Consider the following 17,007-nt stretch of genomic DNA (forward strand, 5'->3'; position numbering starts at 1 on the left):
TTGTTAAAACTAAATCATAATAAGTGCGGGAATCCTTTAGGTTTCATTCTTTACAATAATGTTCATCCAAAAAAACTGTACACGAAGGGTGTCTGATACCTAGCCAATATGTCCACCACTAAAATACAAATTCATCAAAAATGTCCACGAACGGTGCCTGGCACCAGTACTAGGGCACAAGTACTATTCTTTGCTGTCATCCATAACATCTGCGAGGCGGTTTGTGAATTGCTCTGCGGCATTGACGCCCATACGTTTCATGCGGTAGTTCATCGCTGCCACTTCAATAATTACTGCCAGGTTCCTCCCGGGGCGAACTGGAATGGTGAGCTTAGGAACATCCAAATCAATAATTTTCATTTTATCTTCATCCAGTCCTAGACGTTCATATTGCTTTTTCGGATTCCAAATTTCTAGATCCATGACAATAGAAATGCGTTTATTGCTTAGAACAGCTCCCGCTCCAAACAGCGTCATCACATTAATAATCCCAAGACCGCGAATTTCCAGTAAATGCTCGATTAATTCTGGCGAAGTGCCAACAAGCGTATACTCATCCTCCTGTCGAATTTCCACACAATCATCAGCTACTAACCGATGTCCACGTTTTACAAGTTCTAAGGCCGTTTCGCTTTTTCCGACCCCGCTTTTCCCCGTAATAAGTACTCCAACCCCGTACACATCGACAAGTACGCCATGGACGGCCGTTGTCGGAGCTAGCTTACTTTCAAGATAATTCGTTAGCAAACTAGAAAATCTCGTTGTTTTTTGGGTCGTTCTTAAGAGAGGGACTGATTCGCGCTTCGAAGCAACAATTAACTCTTCAGGAACCTCAAGGCCTCTCGAGATGATAATTCCGGGTGTAATATCAGTGCAAAGCCTTTCAAAGCGAAGCTGACGCTCGATCACTCTTAATTTTTCAGTAAACGTGAGCTCTGTTTTTCCAATCAATTGTATTCTATCTGCAGGATAGAAATCGAAATATCCCGCTACTTCAATACCAGGCCTGGAAATATCGCTCGTAGTAATCGGCCGGTTGATCCCCTCTTCCCCGCTAATTAACTCAAGGCCAAATTTATCTACAACGTCTTTAGTACAGACCTTTGCCATTCCCATTACCTCCTATTGAAAAGGGTGGAGCTTCAAAGCATGTAACCCCCATTTCAACATAAAAATTAACTAGCCTACATCGTCTTATTCAAAAATTTAGATACTTATGGAGAGAAATTTTTAGCATATCATCTATTTTAGCACTTTTTATTAAAGAACCAAATTCTTCAACCCCAATCACGAAAAAAAGTGAGGGTTCAAGCTCATTTTTCCATTTCAAAATAGACAGCATGATATAAATGATTTTATAATAAAATGAATATGATTAATGATAGATATTTTTATTTTCTATATAAACATTCATGTGCGGCTGCCCGCAACCCAGATTGTAAAAGTCGATGACTGCATTTCTCTGCGCTGGTGATTACTCTGTACATCAAGGCTTGTTCATTGAATCCAGCGGCAATTTAGTTTTTCACAAAAAAGATGAATGAAAGCGATTCTTGGTGGCAGCCTTCCTAGTATACACAGAATCAAGAATATTGAATGAGAATAAATGACATCAGAGGAGGACCCGAATGAAAATTATCAGAACCGCCAACTATGAAGAAATGAGCAAGAAAGCTGCGGAAATCATGATTGACCGTATCCGAAATAATCCCGAAATCACACTTGGTCTTGCTACAGGCAGTACACCTAAAGGGGTTTACCAAAAGCTGATCGAGGACCATGTGCAACACATGACTTCCTATAAAAAAATCACTACCGTTAATCTGGACGAATATGTAGGAATTGATGAACATGATCCGAATAGCTACCATTATTTTATGAAAGAACAGCTTTTAGACCATATTGATATCCCGGCTTCCCAAACTCATCTTCCAAATGGGATGGCAGAGAATTTGCATGAAGAATGCTCAAAATATGAGGCGTTGATCGATTCCTTTGGAGGGATAGGATTGCAGCTGCTTGGCATCGGTGAAAATGGGCATATTGGTTTTAATGAGCCTGGTACGCCGTTCTCTAGCAAAACCCATATGATTAAGCTTGAGGAAGATACACGACGAGCCAATGCAAGATTTTTCAATTCTCTTGAGGAAGTTCCTACTCATGCCGTAACGATGGGGATTGCGACCATTATGGCTAGCAAGGAAATTATTCTGCTTGCTTCAGGAAAGTCGAAAGCCAATGCGATTCACCAGCTAATAAACGGTGAGATTCACGAAAGCATTCCAGCTTCTGCACTTAAAAACCACCCGAATTTCACGATTATTGCGGATGACGAAGCACTAAAACTAATTTAGAAATCATAAAGAGATGGCATCATTAGCTGTCTCTTTTTTCGTTTTTTCCCGTACTCCCATGTCCTTTTCCATCCTTTATTCATATTATAAGGGTGGATAGCTTACTTTTTTCAGGATGCAGCTGATTCTAGAAAAAATTGAAAGGAGCAAGCATATGAAAATAATGCTGGATGCGGGCCATGGTTTTAATACGGCCGGAAAACGCAGCCCGGATGGCATGAATGAGTATGAATTTACGAGAGCTGTTGCCAATTTTGCACGGCCCCTATTGGAAAACCATCAAAATACCACTGTCTATTTTGCTCATTCAGACGAACGGGACGTCCCCCTGCAGGAGCGGACAAATAAAGCCAATAGTCTAAAAATCGATGTTTATGTGGCGATTCATGCAAATGCTTATGGATCTACCTGGAATGCAGCAAATGGGATTGAGACCTATGTTCATGTTGGAAAGCCAAAGGAAGCCTATGAACTCGCACAGAAAATCCAAAGGAATTTAGTGGTTGCTACAGGATTAACCAATCGCGGGGTCAAAACCGAAGATTTTCACGTTCTCAGGGAAACCAACATGACCGCTGTTTTAACGGAATGCGGTTTTATGACAAACCGTCATGAGGCTGCCTTAATGCGAACTGAAACTTACCAGAGAACCTGTGCCGAGGCAATCGTAAAGGCTCTCAAAGATCAATACAGCCTTAAATCAAAAGCTAATAGCAGTACCAATAAGGCAAGTGCAAGTATAAAAACACCTCAACCATCATCGAAAAAAGGACTTTATAAAGTCCAGGTCGGTGCCTTCAAAGATAAGAAAAACGCAGAAAATCTAGCAGAGGCTTTAAAAAAGCTGGGATATTCACCTTTTGTTTATTTTGAATGAGGAAAAAGAGGCTGACCCAATTAAATGGGCCAGCCTCTTTGTTTACTTTTCTTTCGCATGCTCGAGCACTGCTTTTTGAATGATCAGATTTGCAATCGACATAATCACGGCCATAAATAAAGCCGTTCCAAAACCTGCGATTTCAAAGGAGCTTCCCATAATGTCGTCCGTAATCATCAGCGTGACTGCATTGATCACAAACAGGAATAACCCTAAAGTCACTAAAGTCACAGGCAATGTTAAAATAATTAAAATCGGCCGAACGAGGATATTTAATATCGAGAGGATCGCACTTGCCCCAATTGCCGCACCGAAGCTCGATACATAAAAGGATTCATTTAAAAAACCTGCTATAGCCACAAATAATATGGCATTAATTAGTATTCCTGCAACCCATCTCATATTAAAACACCCCGTAAATTAAGCTCTCAACATTTTAAAAATCAACTGATTTTGCTTTATTGATATGAATAGCACCCGTTTTTGTTTCAGCTGTCAGCCTTAAAGACTGTTCTGAATGACTTACGGATTGGAAACGCAGTACCTTTTGGATCACTTCACTCTTATCCTCGACAATTTGGATTCCATCGAGATTAACATGCAGGCTTCCGAGATTTGTTTTTAACTCCCCGTTAACTGTTAAATGATTCGGAATCTGCAATTCAACTTTGCCAGCCACAGCCTTCGCATCAATGACATCACATTTTCCATCCTGAATAGCGCAGAAAACATCGCCATTAAAAGAGTGAAGATCAATTTTTTGGTAACTACCATCCACATGGATCGCTCCATTCAGCGTTTCTGCCTCTATTTGTTCAATATGGCTCTTTTGAATAGAAATCTGTCCATTAGCGGTTTCCAACTCTGTATACTTGCCAACCATGTTTTGAATTGTAATTTTTCCATTAGCCGTTTTTGCCTTAAAGGTATCAGCCTTTAATTGCTGGCTGTCGATGGCCCCATTAAACATGCGGATTTTCACCTTATCATATTCCGTTTGCGGAATGTAAATAGCCGCATCCACCTTCATCCACTTTTGCTGTGTTGCGAAACGTAGCTTTTGTCCTTCAATCGCAAATGTAACATCATTTAAAAAGTTCCGCTGGGCTTCTTCCTGGTTTTCTACCCGGTACACCTTTGCCTTGCATTCAATGCGGACGTCCTTCTGCTCCCAAGGCAGAACCTCTATTTTCCCATTTGCGACATCCACATCTACATCCTTAAAGGAGACATCCCCTTGTTGGAATATATGCGTTATTTCTACAGATTGACCAAAGTTAAAGTCCAAATCCATATCTTTGATTTTTTTAAAGGCTGAGTCTACAAAGTCTATAATTTTATCCTTTGCAGATTGGAACTTGTAATTGAAAGGCTCTTCCTTTTTGGCTTCCTCAAATTTTACAGTCGTGGAAAGCTCCTGAACAAGGTCTTCCTTCTTTCCTTCCGCCGTTTTACTTGTTTTCTCAAGCTCTTCTAATAGAAAAAGAGCCTCATCCACAGTCAATTTTCCATCTTCAACCATTTTAAGTATCCGCTTGCGTTCAGCTTGCATATCGTCCCCTCCAGCTAAATATGTTTATTTTTAAGCTAAAAAGTGTTTCCCATAAAAATCTGGATGCCTTTAATAATATTCCAAACTGCAACAATAAGACTAAGGACAACTGTAAATAGGACACTTCCGATGAACAGGACCGGAAACTCTATTTGATTCATCCCAATCCCTGTGATCGCTGCGTAAACAATCACTGGAACCGGGATCAACATGATAAGATGGGATAAAAACGCCTTCTTCGCATGATGCTTTGTTCTTTGATCCTCTGTTGCAAAAAACAACACAAGTGGAAAAAGAATCCCAGCAAACAAAACACTCAAATAACTTAGTCCTGACAATACCTTACTCGTCTCCATTGTCAACAGCTCCCTTTACCATTAATTACGAAAATGGATAAAGAAGGTTTCACTTTTAGGGAAGGTCCTTTTATTTATTTTTTCAATATGGATGTTAGTGGATTTTTTAAGTCGATTTCTGACCCTCCTTTGAACATTCAACTGCGGAGCAAAATAAAAACCGTCTATAATTAGACGGCGCAGTTTTGTTAACCTATGGACTATTTAAAGGCAGCAACTAGGTCGATTCGTGGCGCTTCCTTTCTCTTTACCTCATCAATCTTATTAACGAACATTTGAAACACCTTTCGCTTTTCATCAAGGTCCTTTATGTACTCTCGCAGCTCGTTGTATTTTTCTTCAAATGGCTTATGATATCTTTCACGGATATTTTCAATAATTTCTTCGTTCACAGTCGATTGAATGACCTGCTTCGTGATGCCATATTTATACGTATAAACCTTTAATTCCTTCGCAACTTCTTCATACTCCAGATTGATCTGATCAAGAACCTCCGAAATATCCTCTTTCCACTCTTCTAAAGATTTCTCTAAATATGCTTCCAAGTTAACCCTCCTCAATATATTTTCATTATGGATAGAGTTGTCCTTGGTAAGATTATAACGTAATAGATTTACACCAACGTTTCTATTCGATTACAATGCGTTATCATTGGATTGTTTTGTTTTTTGCGCATGAAAAAGTTTATGATGAGCGTTATATGGGAGCTAATTGGAAAACAGGCGCCACCCCCCACCCCACATCAATAAAAAAAGCAGCACTGATAACAGCACTGCTTTCTTAACTAGTTATACGTTCGAGACACTAGCTTCCTTCTCTTCGATTTGCTTTTGCATTCTTAGTCGATCGCGTTCTAAGACTGGTTTTAAATATTTTCCTGTATAAGAAGCTGGAACTTCGGCTACCTGTTCAGGAGTCCCGGTAGCGATGATGGTTCCGCCTTTGTCTCCGCCCTCTGGTCCAAGATCGATGATATAGTCGGCCGCTTTTATGACATCTAAATTATGTTCAATGACAAGTACAGTATCTCCATTTTCTACGAGACGCTGCAGGACAACGAGCAAGCGAGAAATATCATCTACGTGAAGACCGGTTGTCGGCTCATCCAGAATGTAGAGGGAACGGCCAGTTGAACGGCGATGAAGTTCAGATGCTAGCTTGACACGCTGAGCCTCACCACCGGAAAGAGTGGTTGCAGGCTGCCCGAGCTTGACATAGCCTAGGCCGACATCATAAATCGTTTGGAGCTTGCGGCTGATTTTCGGAATATTTTCGAAAAATACTACCGCATCCTCAACCGTCATGTCGAGAATTTCAGAAATGTTTTTACCCTTATACTGAACCTCCAGCGTTTCCCGATTATACCGTTTGCCATGACAAACCTCGCATGGGACATATACATCAGGCAGGAAATGCATTTCAATTTTGATAATTCCATCTCCGCGGCAGGCTTCACAGCGGCCGCCTTTTACGTTAAAGCTGAAACGCCCTTTTTTATAGCCGCGGACTTTTGCTTCATTTGTTACTGAAAAGACATCACGAATATCATCAAACACGCCCGTATAGGTAGCCGGATTTGAGCGCGGAGTCCGCCCGATAGGTGATTGATCAATATCGATGACTTTATCTAAATGCTCAATCCCCTTTATTTCCTTATGCTCTCCAGGCTTCGTTTTCGCTCGATTTAGCTTTTGTGCTAATGTTTTATGAAGAATCTCATTAATCAATGTACTTTTTCCCGATCCGGATACTCCTGTGATAGAAATAAAAGTACCGAGCGGAATTTTTACACTAACATTTTTCAGGTTATTTTCCTTTGCCCCTTTAATTTCAATAAACCGGCCATCATTTTCTCGGCGTTCGACTGGAAGCGGAATGAACTTTTTCCCTGAAAGGTACTGGCCCGTTAATGATTGAGGATCATTCATAACCTCCTCGGGCGTTCCGGCAGAAACAATTTTACCGCCATGAACGCCTGCGCCAGGACCAATATCAATTAAATAATCAGCCGCAATCATCGTGTCCTCATCATGCTCAACGACAATGAGCGTGTTTCCGATGTCACGCATATTTTTCATCGTTTCTATTAAACGGTCATTATCACGCTGGTGAAGGCCAATCGATGGCTCATCTAAAATATAGAGCACCCCTGTTAATCGAGAGCCGATTTGGGTAGCCAGCCGAATCCGCTGGGCTTCCCCACCTGATAGCGTTCCCGCTGCACGACTTAAAGTGAGGTATTCGAGCCCAACATTGACTAAAAAGCCTAGCCGTTCTTTAATTTCTCGAAAAATCTGATCAGCTATCTTCTTTTCTTTTTCGGATAGATTTAGATTATCGAAGAATTTATAGGTTTCCTCAACTGATAGCTCCGTTATCTTTCCGATATGCTGACCAGAAATGAGAACCGCAAGTGTTTCCTTTTTTAAACGGTAGCCTTTACATGCTGGACATGGGCGCTGCCCCATATATTTTTCCATTTGCTCGCGAATATAATCAGAGCTTGTTTCTTTGTAACGACGCTCCACATTTCGGATAACCCCTTCAAATTCAATAAGCCCTTCTCTAACTTGGCCAAAATCATTCTCGTAATGGAAAAAAATCTTTTCTCCATTGGAACCATATAAAATTTTATCCAGAAGATGCTCAGGAATTTCCTTTACAGGGATATCCATATCAATCCCATAGTGGGTGCAAACGGCCTCGAGCAGCTGAGGATAGTATTGTGAACTTGTCGGCTCCCAAGGGGCAATGGCATGCTGACGCAAAGATAAATCCGGATTAGGAATGACTAATTCTACATCCACCTCAAGCTTAGACCCAAGCCCATCACATTCATTACAAGCTCCGAACGGGCTGTTAAAGGAAAACATCCGCGGCTCAAGCTCCCCAATAGAAAATCCGCAATGGGGACAAGCATGATTTTCACTGAATAGAAGCTCCTCTTCGCCTATGACATCAATAAGCACTTTTCCGCTTCCAAGCCTCAAAGCTGTTTCAATCGAATCAGCCAGACGAGCAGAAACTCCTTCTTTAACGACAATTCTATCCACAACCACTTCAATAGAATGCTTCTTATTCTTTTCCAGCTCAATTTCCTCGCTAAGATCAAGCATTTCGCCATCCACTCGGACCCGGACAAATCCTTGCTTTTTTACATCATCTAAAACTTTGACGTGTGCGCCTTTTCTTCCGGATACAATAGGGGCAAGCACTTGAAGCTTTGTTCGCTCCGGGTATTCAAGAATACGGTCCACCATCTGTTCGATCGTTTGTGAAGAGATTTCAATTCCATGATTTGGACAAGTGGGACGCCCAACTCTTGCATATAATAATCTTAAATAATCATATATTTCTGTCACAGTTCCTACGGTCGAGCGAGGGTTTCGACTCGTTGTCTTTTGGTCAATAGAAATCGCAGGTGACAAGCCTTCAATGGAATCCACATCTGGCTTGTCCATTTGTCCAAGAAATTGGCGTGCATAAGCAGACAAGGATTCAACATATCTGCGCTGTCCTTCTGCATAAATCGTGTCAAAGGCAAGCGAGGACTTCCCAGATCCAGAAAGCCCTGTCAGCACTACTAATTTATCTCTCGGAATGGTGACATCAATATTTTTCAAATTATGTGCTCTGGCGCCTTTTACAATTAAATTTTCCATCGCCATCTTTACGTCATCCTTCCGCTTTCAGCTCTAAAATTAAATCACGAAGCTCAGCAGCACGTTCGAAATTAAGTGCTTTTGCTTCTATCTTCATTTCTTTTTCCATATTTTCAATCAATTTTTCTCTTTCTTTCTTATTTAACTTGCCAATTTTCGCTGATACTTTATATTCTTCCTGATCTTCCGCCGCAATAGTAGCACGGATGACATCACGGATTTCCTTTTGGATCGTTTGAGGGGTAATGCCGTGTTTTTGATTATATTCTTCTTGAATGGAACGGCGCCGCTTTGTCTCGCTAATCGCTAATTCCATTGAATTTGTCATTTTATCAGCATACATAATCACATGGCCGTTTGCGTTACGAGCTGCCCGGCCAATCGTCTGGATAAGAGAACGCTCTGAGCGGAGGAATCCTTCCTTATCTGCATCAAGAATAGCCACTAGGGATACTTCTGGAATATCAAGTCCTTCTCTTAAAAGATTGATTCCAACTAGAACATCATAAGTACCTAGTCGCAAGTCGCGGATAACTTCAATTCTTTCTAAGGTTTTAACCTCAGAATGCAAATATTGCACCTTAATGCCAATTTCCTTTAAATAATCGGTTAGGTCTTCTGACATTTTTTTCGTCAAGGTTGTAATAAGCACGCGCTCACTCTGCTTGATTCGGTCATGAATTTCTCCAATTAAATCATCAATTTGCCCTTCAATCGGCCGGACTTCGATGATTGGGTCGAGCAGACCGGTCGGACGGATGATTTGCTGAATCATTTCTGGCGTGTGCTCAATCTCATATGGGCCAGGAGTTGCAGATACATAGACAATTTGGTTAATATGCTTTTCAAATTCATCAAACGTCAAAGGTCGATTGTCTAATGCTGAAGGCAGGCGGAAACCATGCTCCACAAGCACTGATTTCCTCGCTTGGTCCCCATTATACATTCCGCGAATTTGCGGGAGGGTGACATGTGACTCGTCAATGACGATGAGCAGGTCCTCTGGGAAAAAGTCCATTAATGTGTATGGAGTAGAACCTGGTGGCCTTAGTGTTAAATGTCTTGAGTAGTTTTCGATTCCTGAGCAAAAGCCCATTTCTCTCATCATTTCCAGGTCATACCGAGTCCGCTGTTCCAAGCGCTGGGCCTCAAGCAGCTTATCATTTTCTCTTAATTCCTTCAGCCTAACTTCCAATTCTTCCTCGATGCTTTGAATGGCCACTCGCATTTTTTCCTCACGAGTAACGAAGTGGGATCGTGGAAAAATCGCCACATGCTCGCGGTCCCCAATAATTTCCCCTGTCAGTGAATCGACCTCGCGAATGCGGTCAATTTCATCTCCGAAAAACTCCACACGAATACACCGCTCATCCTTGGAAGCCGGGATAATTTCCACAACATCGCCACGCACACGAAAAGTCCCGCGCTGAAAGGCGATATCATTTCTTTCATATTGAATATCTACGAGTCTGTGGAGAAGCTGATTTCTTTCGATTTCCATCCCTGTTCGAAGAGATAAAACGAGCTCTCTATATTCTTCAGGCGAACCTAAACCATAAATACAAGACACACTGGCTATAATAACAACATCTTTCCGTTCAAATAATGATGACGTAGCCGAGTGGCGCAGTTTATCAATCTCATCATTAATACTTGCATCTTTTTCAATAAATGTATCTGTCTGCGGAACATAAGCTTCCGGCTGATAATAATCATAGTAGCTGACGAAATATTCAACTGCATTATTAGGAAAAAACTCTTTAAACTCACTATAAAGCTGGCCCGCAAGTGTTTTATTGTGAGCAATTATGAGAGTTGGCCGGTTGACCTCTTGAATCACATTAGAAATTGTGAAAGTCTTTCCGGTCCCAGTCGCTCCTAGTAATGTTTGATGCTTCTTGCCGGATTTGAGCCCCTTTACAAGCTGCTTTATGGCTTCTGGCTGATCTCCTTGGGGAGTATATTTTGAGACTAGTTTAAATTGGTCCTTCATAAAAAGCCTCCCATTATTTCTTCTCTATTAAAAAACCTAACATCCTTTAAGCGGATGCAGGATTATGTATTTTCTATGCTGACTAAGTATACAGATTAATAAACATTTAACGTAATACATTCTATAAACATTCTACCACAAAGCAATGAAAACTAACCACTAATATACGAACGGATATTCGATTGTTTTTCAACATTTATATAAGGAAGATACTTGTTGCTTGAAATAGGGGAGAGATTTTTGCGAGGAAATGGGTTATTCAAACATTTAGTTAAACACAGTTTTTCGGGGTTTTTATAAATTAAACCAATTTTTTAGGAGATTTTGTTCATCAATCGATTAATTAGATGTTTTCACCTAATTAACACAAACAAAACCTGCCAAAACAACGGCAGGCTTGTAGCTTTCTAACTTTCTTCATTATTTTTTTCAGTCTCTTGCTTTTCATAAAATATATCAATGGCATGGACGACATTCATTCGTGCAATTCGGGCGGCTTCTTCCTTATTTTTCTCCTCAAGGGCTTTCAATATGGCTTCATGTTCCTCAATAGACTTCGGAGTCAGAATGATTGAGTTATGAAAATAAAGTCTGCGTACATGTGACTGAAGTGTAGAAACAGTGCTAGAGATATACGAATTTTCGGTTACATCTACTATGCTTTGGTGAAATTCCTCATCCAGCTTTAATGCCGTGTAAGAATCACCTGTTATTACAGCCTCTGCAAATTGATTATTAAGTTCACGGAGAGATTTAATCTGTTCCTGACTAATAATCGGTGTCGCTAATTCAGTGGCTAAAGCTTGCAGCACACCTAATGGCGGCAGTATTTTGCTAATATCCTCTTTATTGACAGAGGTAACTTGAGTTCCCACTCCAGGATACATTTCAACGAACCCTTGAAAGCTGAGCAGCTGCAAAGCCTCTCTAATGGGTGTTCGGCTAACACCTAATGCTTGAGCAAGATCAGCATCATGCAGCTTTTCTTTAGGATGCAGAGTCCCGTCAATAATCCATTCTAGAATTTGAGAAAAGGCACGCTTTTTTGCGGACATCCGAGTGGGAGTGGAATAATTAGCAGGGATCGGCATAGGAAGTACCCCCTTCGTCATTTAGTAAAGTTCATCCTGCATAAGTAAAACGCTTACATTTACCCGACAATGATTTTATTATATTAGACTAATAATAAGAATACAATATATTACAATTAAAATGAAACTATTTTCCCTATTAATCTTTTAATAATATTTTCATATAACTTTATTTTCAGAAATATATTGCATACGTATAGCTCAATATGATATATTCTCCTTATCAACATTATTAGTTTTTAAATTTAATTAGGAATTAAAAGAATATTTGAATAATTTTTTTCCTTTTTAAGATAAAACTCCAATGTTTGAATTATCTGAATTAACAATAATGAAAATATTATAATAATTTACTGATCGGATTGGGGATTCAGAGATTAATAGAAAAACAATCTCCCTATCAGAGCTGCAGTTGATTATTTTAAGTAAAAACAGGAGGGAAAACATCATGTCATCAAGAGGGTCATTTTCATTTATGATTGCTGCAGGTTTTATGCTATTCGCTTTATTCTTTGGAGCAGGGAACTTAATTTTCCCAGTTATGCTAGGGCAAATGGCTGGTGAAAATGTGTGGGCAGCTAATGCCGGATTTATTGTAACGGGAGTAGGTTTGCCATTACTAGGAATTCTAGCTTTAGGTTTTTCAGGTAAAAGTGATTTACAATCATTAGCAAGTCGTGTAAATCCAGCTTATGGAATATTCTTTACAGTAGCTCTATATTTAGCAATTGGTCCATTATTTGCAATACCAAGAACAGCTACTGTTTCTTATGAAATTGGCATTAAACCATTTATAGGTGAATCGAACAGTGTTATAGCGCTATTAATTTTCTCGATCATCTTTTTCGGAATTACTTTATTCTTTTCATTAAAATCTTCTAAGCTTGTGGATATTGTTGGAAAAGTTTTAACGCCATTATTATTAATTTTTATTGGAATTCTTATTGTAGCAGTTTTTATTAACCCAATCGGACAAATTCAAGCTCCTACTGAAACATACATGGAAAATGCCTTTTTTAAAGGATTCCAAGAGGGCTATATGACGATGGATGCGCTTGCTGCATTCGTATTCGGAATTATCATTATCAATACAATGAAGGATAGAGGCGCACAAACGAAGAAACAAATTATGACTTCTAGCATGAAGGTTGCTTTTATTGCAGCTGCTCTATTGGCTATTATTTATTCATCCCTTGCCTATATGGGAGCATCAAGCGTTGAGGGAATTGGGGCTCTAGATAATGGAGGGGCGATTCTTGCAGCCGTTTCTTATCATTATTTCGGTTCATTCGGAAAAGTGTTATTAGCTCTTATTGTTGTTGCCGCATGTTTAACAACTAGTATTGGTCTGATTACAGCATGTGCTTCTTATTTTAACAAATTGGTTCCTAGTGTTTCCTATGCGAAGTGGGCCGTTATCTTCTCGATTTTTAGCGCGGCGATTGCAAACTTTGGATTATCCACTTTAATTTCCATTTCGGTACCGGTATTAGTGGCACTTTATCCATTAGCTATTTGTTTAATGGCTTTAACATTCTTACACCCTCTTTTCAAGGGAAAAACAGCGGTCTATCAAGGCAGTATTTTAATGACTTTCATCGTTGCCCTATTCGATGGATTAAACGCAGCTGGTATTAAAATTGCAGCGATCAATGATTTATTTACAGCGATCCTTCCTGGATATTCAGTAGGAATTGGCTGGATCATCCCTGCTATCATCGGTGGAATTATCGGTTATGCGTTAAGCTTTGCAAAAAAAGAAGGCTACCAAGCTTCAGCTGTTGAGGGAAAGTAAATTAATACCTTGCTAACAATAATAAAGGCGATTCTTCTCTCTATCATGAAGAATCGCCTTTTTTGCATTATTTAAGCATTATTCTTTGTCTCAGGCTTCATCCGATTTGCATACCAAAATCCAACAGTCAGTGAAAACGCATCGACAACAATGAGCCAAATTGAATCTGTGTAGCCTTTATAAACAGAAGCTGCAATTAATGCTACTGTCAATACAAGTCCAATCACCCGATTATATGCCACTCTCGTAAACAGCACCACTAGCAGACCGGGAAGCAGCAGAGCTGAAAGGTATTTTAATAACAATGATTACACCTTCTTTTTCATTTGATCAATTAGAAAAGCCAACGGCACCATTCTTTTCTATAAGATATCATAGAATCCCCTATCATGATAGGTTTTACAAGATTATTCCTCCTGGAAGTGCCGGATAAATCGTTTATTTCCGCACACACTAATTGTAAAATGGCCTATCAAGGAGGATACTGAATGGCTAGAAGAAAACGTCGCCCTCTCGTACCGGATTCAAGAGGGGCTTTAGATCAGTTCAAGAATAAGGTTATGGCCAATGAAGGCTATCAAGTTGACAAAGAAAACCCTGACCAGGTGAAGTTTGAAGTAGCTAATGAGGTAGGGGTTTCCTTGAACAAAGGCTATAATGGCCGGTTAACCTCAAGGGAAGCTGGAAAAGTCGGCGGGAAAATTGGCGGGAGCATGGTGAAAGAGCTTATCCGCATGGCTCAGGAACAGATGAAAAATAAGTGAATGGCGGGAGAAAAAAACCCCCTTAATATCTAGCTCAGATATTATAATGTAGTTTTGCTTTTTGGCAAACGAGAGTCACGCCCATTCCCCCCTTGGCAAGCCCCATTAATAAAAAGGTTCCACCGTGCATATAGTGGATGGCATAGGGGGTCCTGCTATGCACTTTTTAAAAAAGGAAATGAATGAGATACAAACTGCATTTGAAAAATGGCCCAAAGCGAGAAAGATTATACTTGTTTCTCTTTTGAGCAGCATTGGGGCCATTTTTCAATCCGCAGGAGGATTTTTACCGGGTGTTGGTTATTTTATTAGCCCCTTGTCCACTGCACCTATTATTCTTTGTACAATTTTTTCGATCCCTCTTGGTCTTGCTTCGTACGTCTTAACAGCCCTGTTACTTTTGATTTTACAGCCAGCCGAGCTGATTATTTTTCCATTTACAACAGGTCTTCTTGGACTATTTATAGGTACTTCCTTTCACCTGTTTCGAAAAAAACTAAGTCATATCATGAGCGGAGCAGCCGGATTAACATTTGGGATTTGCCTTTTATTATATGGATTGAAATTTCCCGTATTAGGACCTGCCGTTTCCCATCAGTTTAGCGTTCCGGTTAGTAGCTTAATTATTATTTTCTCTATTTTTTACAGCTGGATCTGGGTTGTGTTAAGCACTAGACTTGTAAAAAGAATCTGCGGAATTGTATTTTCATAAACTTCAAATAATACCCATTTCAGGGAGTTTCTCGAATGCACCAAAGTTAGAAATATACATTATCTGTAAGAAAGCTCCGCAGTTGATGACTGATCGGAGCTATTTTCAACACTAATGAGCATCAGGATGTCCACTCAGTATGATGTCATCGATGACAGGCTTCATTCAGGCCAGACTTGTGGCCTCCTATGGTGATATTCCCCAGCAGCGTATTTATACCCACGGCATTTATCCATCCCCTAGCTTCATTTCAATAAGAGTAAGTTCACTCTTCGTTAACGCCTCATCAAGCATGCCTTCGAACTCAAGTAAATCAGCAGGCCGCACTCCTTTTATACCAAAGCTTTGTGCGAGCAGGACAAAATCAGGATTGCCAAAATAGGTTCCGTAATCATTCGAAAACGATTGCAGCATCATTTGTTCTTCCAATTTCAATTTCGAATCATTAAGGACAATGATGACAAATGGCAATCCCAATCTTGCTGCTGTCTCGATTTCCGCAAAATTCATCAAGGCTCCCCCGTCACCCGTTATGCAAATAACTTGATGGGCTGGGCATGCCAATTTTGCCCCAATAGCTCCGGGAATAGCTATCCCCATTGAAGCTAATCCATTAGACATAATGAGTGAACCCGGCTTTTTTGGCTGATACGTCCGGGCTATGGAGACTTTATGTGAACCTACATCCGAAAGGACAATCGTCTGATCACTGACCCTCTTTTCAATGGCTTGCAACATCGATGTAATAGATAAGGAAGAATAGGTTTCCTCATTTAAATGGTAAGCCTGTTTTATTTTTTCGCGTAAATTTCCGGACGGCTGCCACGGTTTAGGCTCGATTTTCAACACATTAAAGGCTTGTAAAGTTCGCTTTATGTCCCCAACCAATTCGCTTTTGATAGGGTAATATTCATCCGATTCAGCCGGAACAGCGTGGATATGGATAACCGGCACTTTCTTTTTATTCCATTCTTTAGGGAGCCGCTCCACAAAATCAAATCCAAGGACAATTAGCAGGTCAGCTTCCTCGATTCCCGGCAGCACCTCATCCTGTTCATTAAAACCAAATGTAAAATAATTGTACGGATTGCCTTTCGGCAGAATTCCCTTTGCTTTCATGCTATGGGTAGCTGGTGCTTGGAGACGAGCAATGAGTTCCTGCACCTCTTCTGCAGCATTTCCCCTAATCGCCCCGTTACCTACTATGATAAAGGGCTTTTGACTATTGTTTATCTGGTCAATGGCCTCTTGGATTTGTTCCTTGACGGGCATACAAGCTGGCAGAGGTGCGTCAGCCATTGCATTATCAGTAATTTTTTGAGCAGCTAAATTTTCCGGTAACTCAATGATCACAGCACCTGACTTTTCCATTTTTGCCGTCCGGAAGGCTTTATGTACTACTTCTGCGATCGTTAAAGAATCCTTGATTTGGACGCTCCACTTTGTTGCTGGCTCAAACATTTTAACCAAATCCAAATATTGATGTGATTCCTTATGCTGCCTTTCCAGCCCAGCCTGTCCAATAAACGCCACGACAGGTGAGAAATCCAAATTTGCACTCGCAATGCCCGTTAATAAATTCGTTGCCCCTGGCCCCAAGGTAGACAAGCATACACCTGCTTTATGAGACAGCCTCCCATAAACATCAGCCATAAAGGCAGCCCCTTGCTCATGCCTCGTATTCACAAACTGAATTTTGGATCTGGAAAGGGAATCAACGAGATCCAGCGTTTCCTTTCCCATGATGCCAAAAATATATTCCACACCTTCATTTTCTAAACATTGAACAAGAACATCAGTCGCTTTCATATGATCCTCCCTAAATCATTTTTTCTTAGTTTTGCCTATTAA

Annotated in this window: 15 protein-coding genes; 5 read left to right on the forward strand and 10 right to left on the reverse strand. The window is 40.4% G+C overall.

Features of this window, described 5'->3' with window-relative positions:
* Positions 1–183: 183 nt before the first annotated feature.
* On the reverse strand, positions 184–1,110 hold the full coding sequence (hprK, locus tag RRV45_RS19530; RefSeq protein ID WP_315666321.1) for an HPr(Ser) kinase/phosphatase: 927 nt from the start codon (positions 1,108–1,110) through the stop codon (positions 184–186).
* A 518-nt stretch (positions 1,111–1,628) separates the two neighbouring features.
* Between hprK and nagB the strand changes: the two genes are divergently transcribed.
* Both nagB and RRV45_RS19540 read left to right on the forward strand, forming a co-directional pair.
* Positions 1,629–2,354: a glucosamine-6-phosphate deaminase gene (gene nagB, locus RRV45_RS19535; RefSeq protein ID WP_315666322.1), complete on the forward strand. Its 726-nt coding sequence runs from the start codon at positions 1,629–1,631 to the stop codon at positions 2,352–2,354.
* A gap of 154 nt (positions 2,355–2,508) precedes the next feature.
* Entirely contained in the window at positions 2,509–3,231 is a 723-nt protein-coding gene (locus RRV45_RS19540; RefSeq protein ID WP_315666323.1) for an N-acetylmuramoyl-L-alanine amidase, read from the forward strand.
* Positions 3,232–3,273: 42 nt separating this feature from the next.
* On the opposite strand, the gene RRV45_RS19545 is transcribed toward RRV45_RS19540, so the two are convergent.
* The 7 genes from RRV45_RS19545 to RRV45_RS19575 all read right to left on the reverse strand — a co-directional run bounded on the left by RRV45_RS19545 (position 3,274) and on the right by RRV45_RS19575 (position 11,885).
* Positions 3,274–3,633, reverse strand: coding sequence for a phage holin family protein (locus RRV45_RS19545; RefSeq protein ID WP_315666324.1), 360 nt, complete (start codon positions 3,631–3,633; stop codon positions 3,274–3,276).
* Positions 3,634–3,667: 34 nt separating this feature from the next.
* Positions 3,668–4,783 (reverse strand): DUF4097 family beta strand repeat-containing protein, encoded by a 1,116-nt coding sequence (locus tag RRV45_RS19550; protein WP_315666325.1) that lies wholly within the window; start codon positions 4,781–4,783, stop codon positions 3,668–3,670.
* Between the two features lie 35 nt (positions 4,784–4,818).
* Entirely contained in the window at positions 4,819–5,139 is a 321-nt protein-coding gene (locus RRV45_RS19555) for a DUF4870 domain-containing protein (protein ID WP_315666326.1), read from the reverse strand.
* A 200-nt stretch (positions 5,140–5,339) separates the two neighbouring features.
* Entirely contained in the window at positions 5,340–5,684 is a 345-nt protein-coding gene (locus tag RRV45_RS19560) for a hypothetical protein (RefSeq protein ID WP_315666327.1), read from the reverse strand.
* A 243-nt stretch (positions 5,685–5,927) separates the two neighbouring features.
* A complete protein-coding gene (gene uvrA / locus RRV45_RS19565; protein WP_315666328.1) occupies positions 5,928–8,807 on the reverse strand; it encodes an excinuclease ABC subunit UvrA in 2,880 nt (959 codons plus the stop codon).
* Positions 8,808–8,814: 7 nt separating this feature from the next.
* Entirely contained in the window at positions 8,815–10,794 is a 1,980-nt protein-coding gene (gene uvrB / locus RRV45_RS19570) for an excinuclease ABC subunit UvrB (protein ID WP_315666329.1), read from the reverse strand.
* Between the two features lie 407 nt (positions 10,795–11,201).
* The gene (locus tag RRV45_RS19575) at positions 11,202–11,885 is read right to left on the reverse strand and encodes a GntR family transcriptional regulator (RefSeq protein WP_315666330.1); all 684 of its coding nucleotides are present in this window, start codon (positions 11,883–11,885) and stop codon (positions 11,202–11,204) included.
* Positions 11,886–12,333: 448 nt separating this feature from the next.
* Here RRV45_RS19575 and brnQ point away from each other — a divergent pair, with 448 nt between their 5' ends.
* Positions 12,334–13,680: a branched-chain amino acid transport system II carrier protein gene (gene brnQ / locus RRV45_RS19580; protein ID WP_315666331.1), complete on the forward strand. Its 1,347-nt coding sequence runs from the start codon at positions 12,334–12,336 to the stop codon at positions 13,678–13,680.
* 71 nt (positions 13,681–13,751) lie between these two features.
* Here the strand turns inward: brnQ and RRV45_RS19585 are convergent, their stop codons facing one another.
* Entirely contained in the window at positions 13,752–13,985 is a 234-nt protein-coding gene (locus RRV45_RS19585) for a CsbA family protein (protein ID WP_315666332.1), read from the reverse strand.
* A 183-nt stretch (positions 13,986–14,168) separates the two neighbouring features.
* On the opposite strand from RRV45_RS19585, the gene RRV45_RS19590 reads away from it, so the two are divergent.
* Together RRV45_RS19590 and RRV45_RS19595 are read left to right on the forward strand one after the other, a co-directional pair.
* Positions 14,169–14,444, forward strand: coding sequence for an alpha/beta-type small acid-soluble spore protein (locus RRV45_RS19590; RefSeq protein ID WP_315666333.1), 276 nt, complete (start codon positions 14,169–14,171; stop codon positions 14,442–14,444).
* Between the two features lie 157 nt (positions 14,445–14,601).
* On the forward strand, positions 14,602–15,156 hold the full coding sequence (locus RRV45_RS19595; protein WP_315666334.1) for a hypothetical protein: 555 nt from the start codon (positions 14,602–14,604) through the stop codon (positions 15,154–15,156).
* Between the two features lie 228 nt (positions 15,157–15,384).
* On the opposite strand, the gene RRV45_RS19600 is transcribed toward RRV45_RS19595, so the two are convergent.
* Positions 15,385–16,965 carry an acetolactate synthase large subunit gene (locus tag RRV45_RS19600; protein WP_315666335.1) on the reverse strand — a complete coding sequence of 527 codons (1,581 nt, stop codon included), beginning with the start codon at positions 16,963–16,965 and terminating at the stop codon, positions 15,385–15,387.
* Between the last annotated feature and the right edge of the window lie 42 nt (positions 16,966–17,007).

The sequence above is a fragment of the Bacillus sp. DTU_2020_1000418_1_SI_GHA_SEK_038 genome (assembly GCF_032341175.1).
In the GTDB taxonomy this organism is placed as follows: Bacteria; Bacillota; Bacilli; order Bacillales; family Cytobacillaceae; genus Cytobacillus.

Excerpts from the sequence above, each read along its gene's own strand:
- brnQ (WP_315666331.1), top strand. The coding sequence starts at position 12,334 with ATGTCATCAAGAGGGTCATTTTCATTTATGATTGCTGCAGGTTTTATG.
- RRV45_RS19545 (WP_315666324.1), bottom strand. The coding sequence starts at position 3,633 with ATGAGATGGGTTGCAGGAATACTAATTAATGCCATATTATTTGTGGCT.
- RRV45_RS19555 (WP_315666326.1), bottom strand. The coding sequence starts at position 5,139 with ATGGAGACGAGTAAGGTATTGTCAGGACTAAGTTATTTGAGTGTTTTG.
- RRV45_RS19540 (WP_315666323.1), top strand. The coding sequence starts at position 2,509 with ATGAAAATAATGCTGGATGCGGGCCATGGTTTTAATACGGCCGGAAAA.
- RRV45_RS19590 (WP_315666333.1), top strand. The coding sequence starts at position 14,169 with ATGGCTAGAAGAAAACGTCGCCCTCTCGTACCGGATTCAAGAGGGGCT.
- hprK (WP_315666321.1), bottom strand. The coding sequence starts at position 1,110 with ATGGCAAAGGTCTGTACTAAAGACGTTGTAGATAAATTTGGCCTTGAG.
- RRV45_RS19600 (WP_315666335.1), bottom strand. The coding sequence starts at position 16,965 with ATGAAAGCGACTGATGTTCTTGTTCAATGTTTAGAAAATGAAGGTGTG.
- uvrA (WP_315666328.1), bottom strand. The coding sequence starts at position 8,807 with ATGGCGATGGAAAATTTAATTGTAAAAGGCGCCAGAGCACATAATTTG.
- RRV45_RS19550 (WP_315666325.1), bottom strand. The coding sequence starts at position 4,783 with ATGCAAGCTGAACGCAAGCGGATACTTAAAATGGTTGAAGATGGAAAA.
- RRV45_RS19595 (WP_315666334.1), top strand. The coding sequence starts at position 14,602 with ATGCACTTTTTAAAAAAGGAAATGAATGAGATACAAACTGCATTTGAA.
- nagB (WP_315666322.1), top strand. The coding sequence starts at position 1,629 with ATGAAAATTATCAGAACCGCCAACTATGAAGAAATGAGCAAGAAAGCT.
- RRV45_RS19575 (WP_315666330.1), bottom strand. The coding sequence starts at position 11,885 with ATGCCGATCCCTGCTAATTATTCCACTCCCACTCGGATGTCCGCAAAA.
- uvrB (WP_315666329.1), bottom strand. The coding sequence starts at position 10,794 with ATGAAGGACCAATTTAAACTAGTCTCAAAATATACTCCCCAAGGAGAT.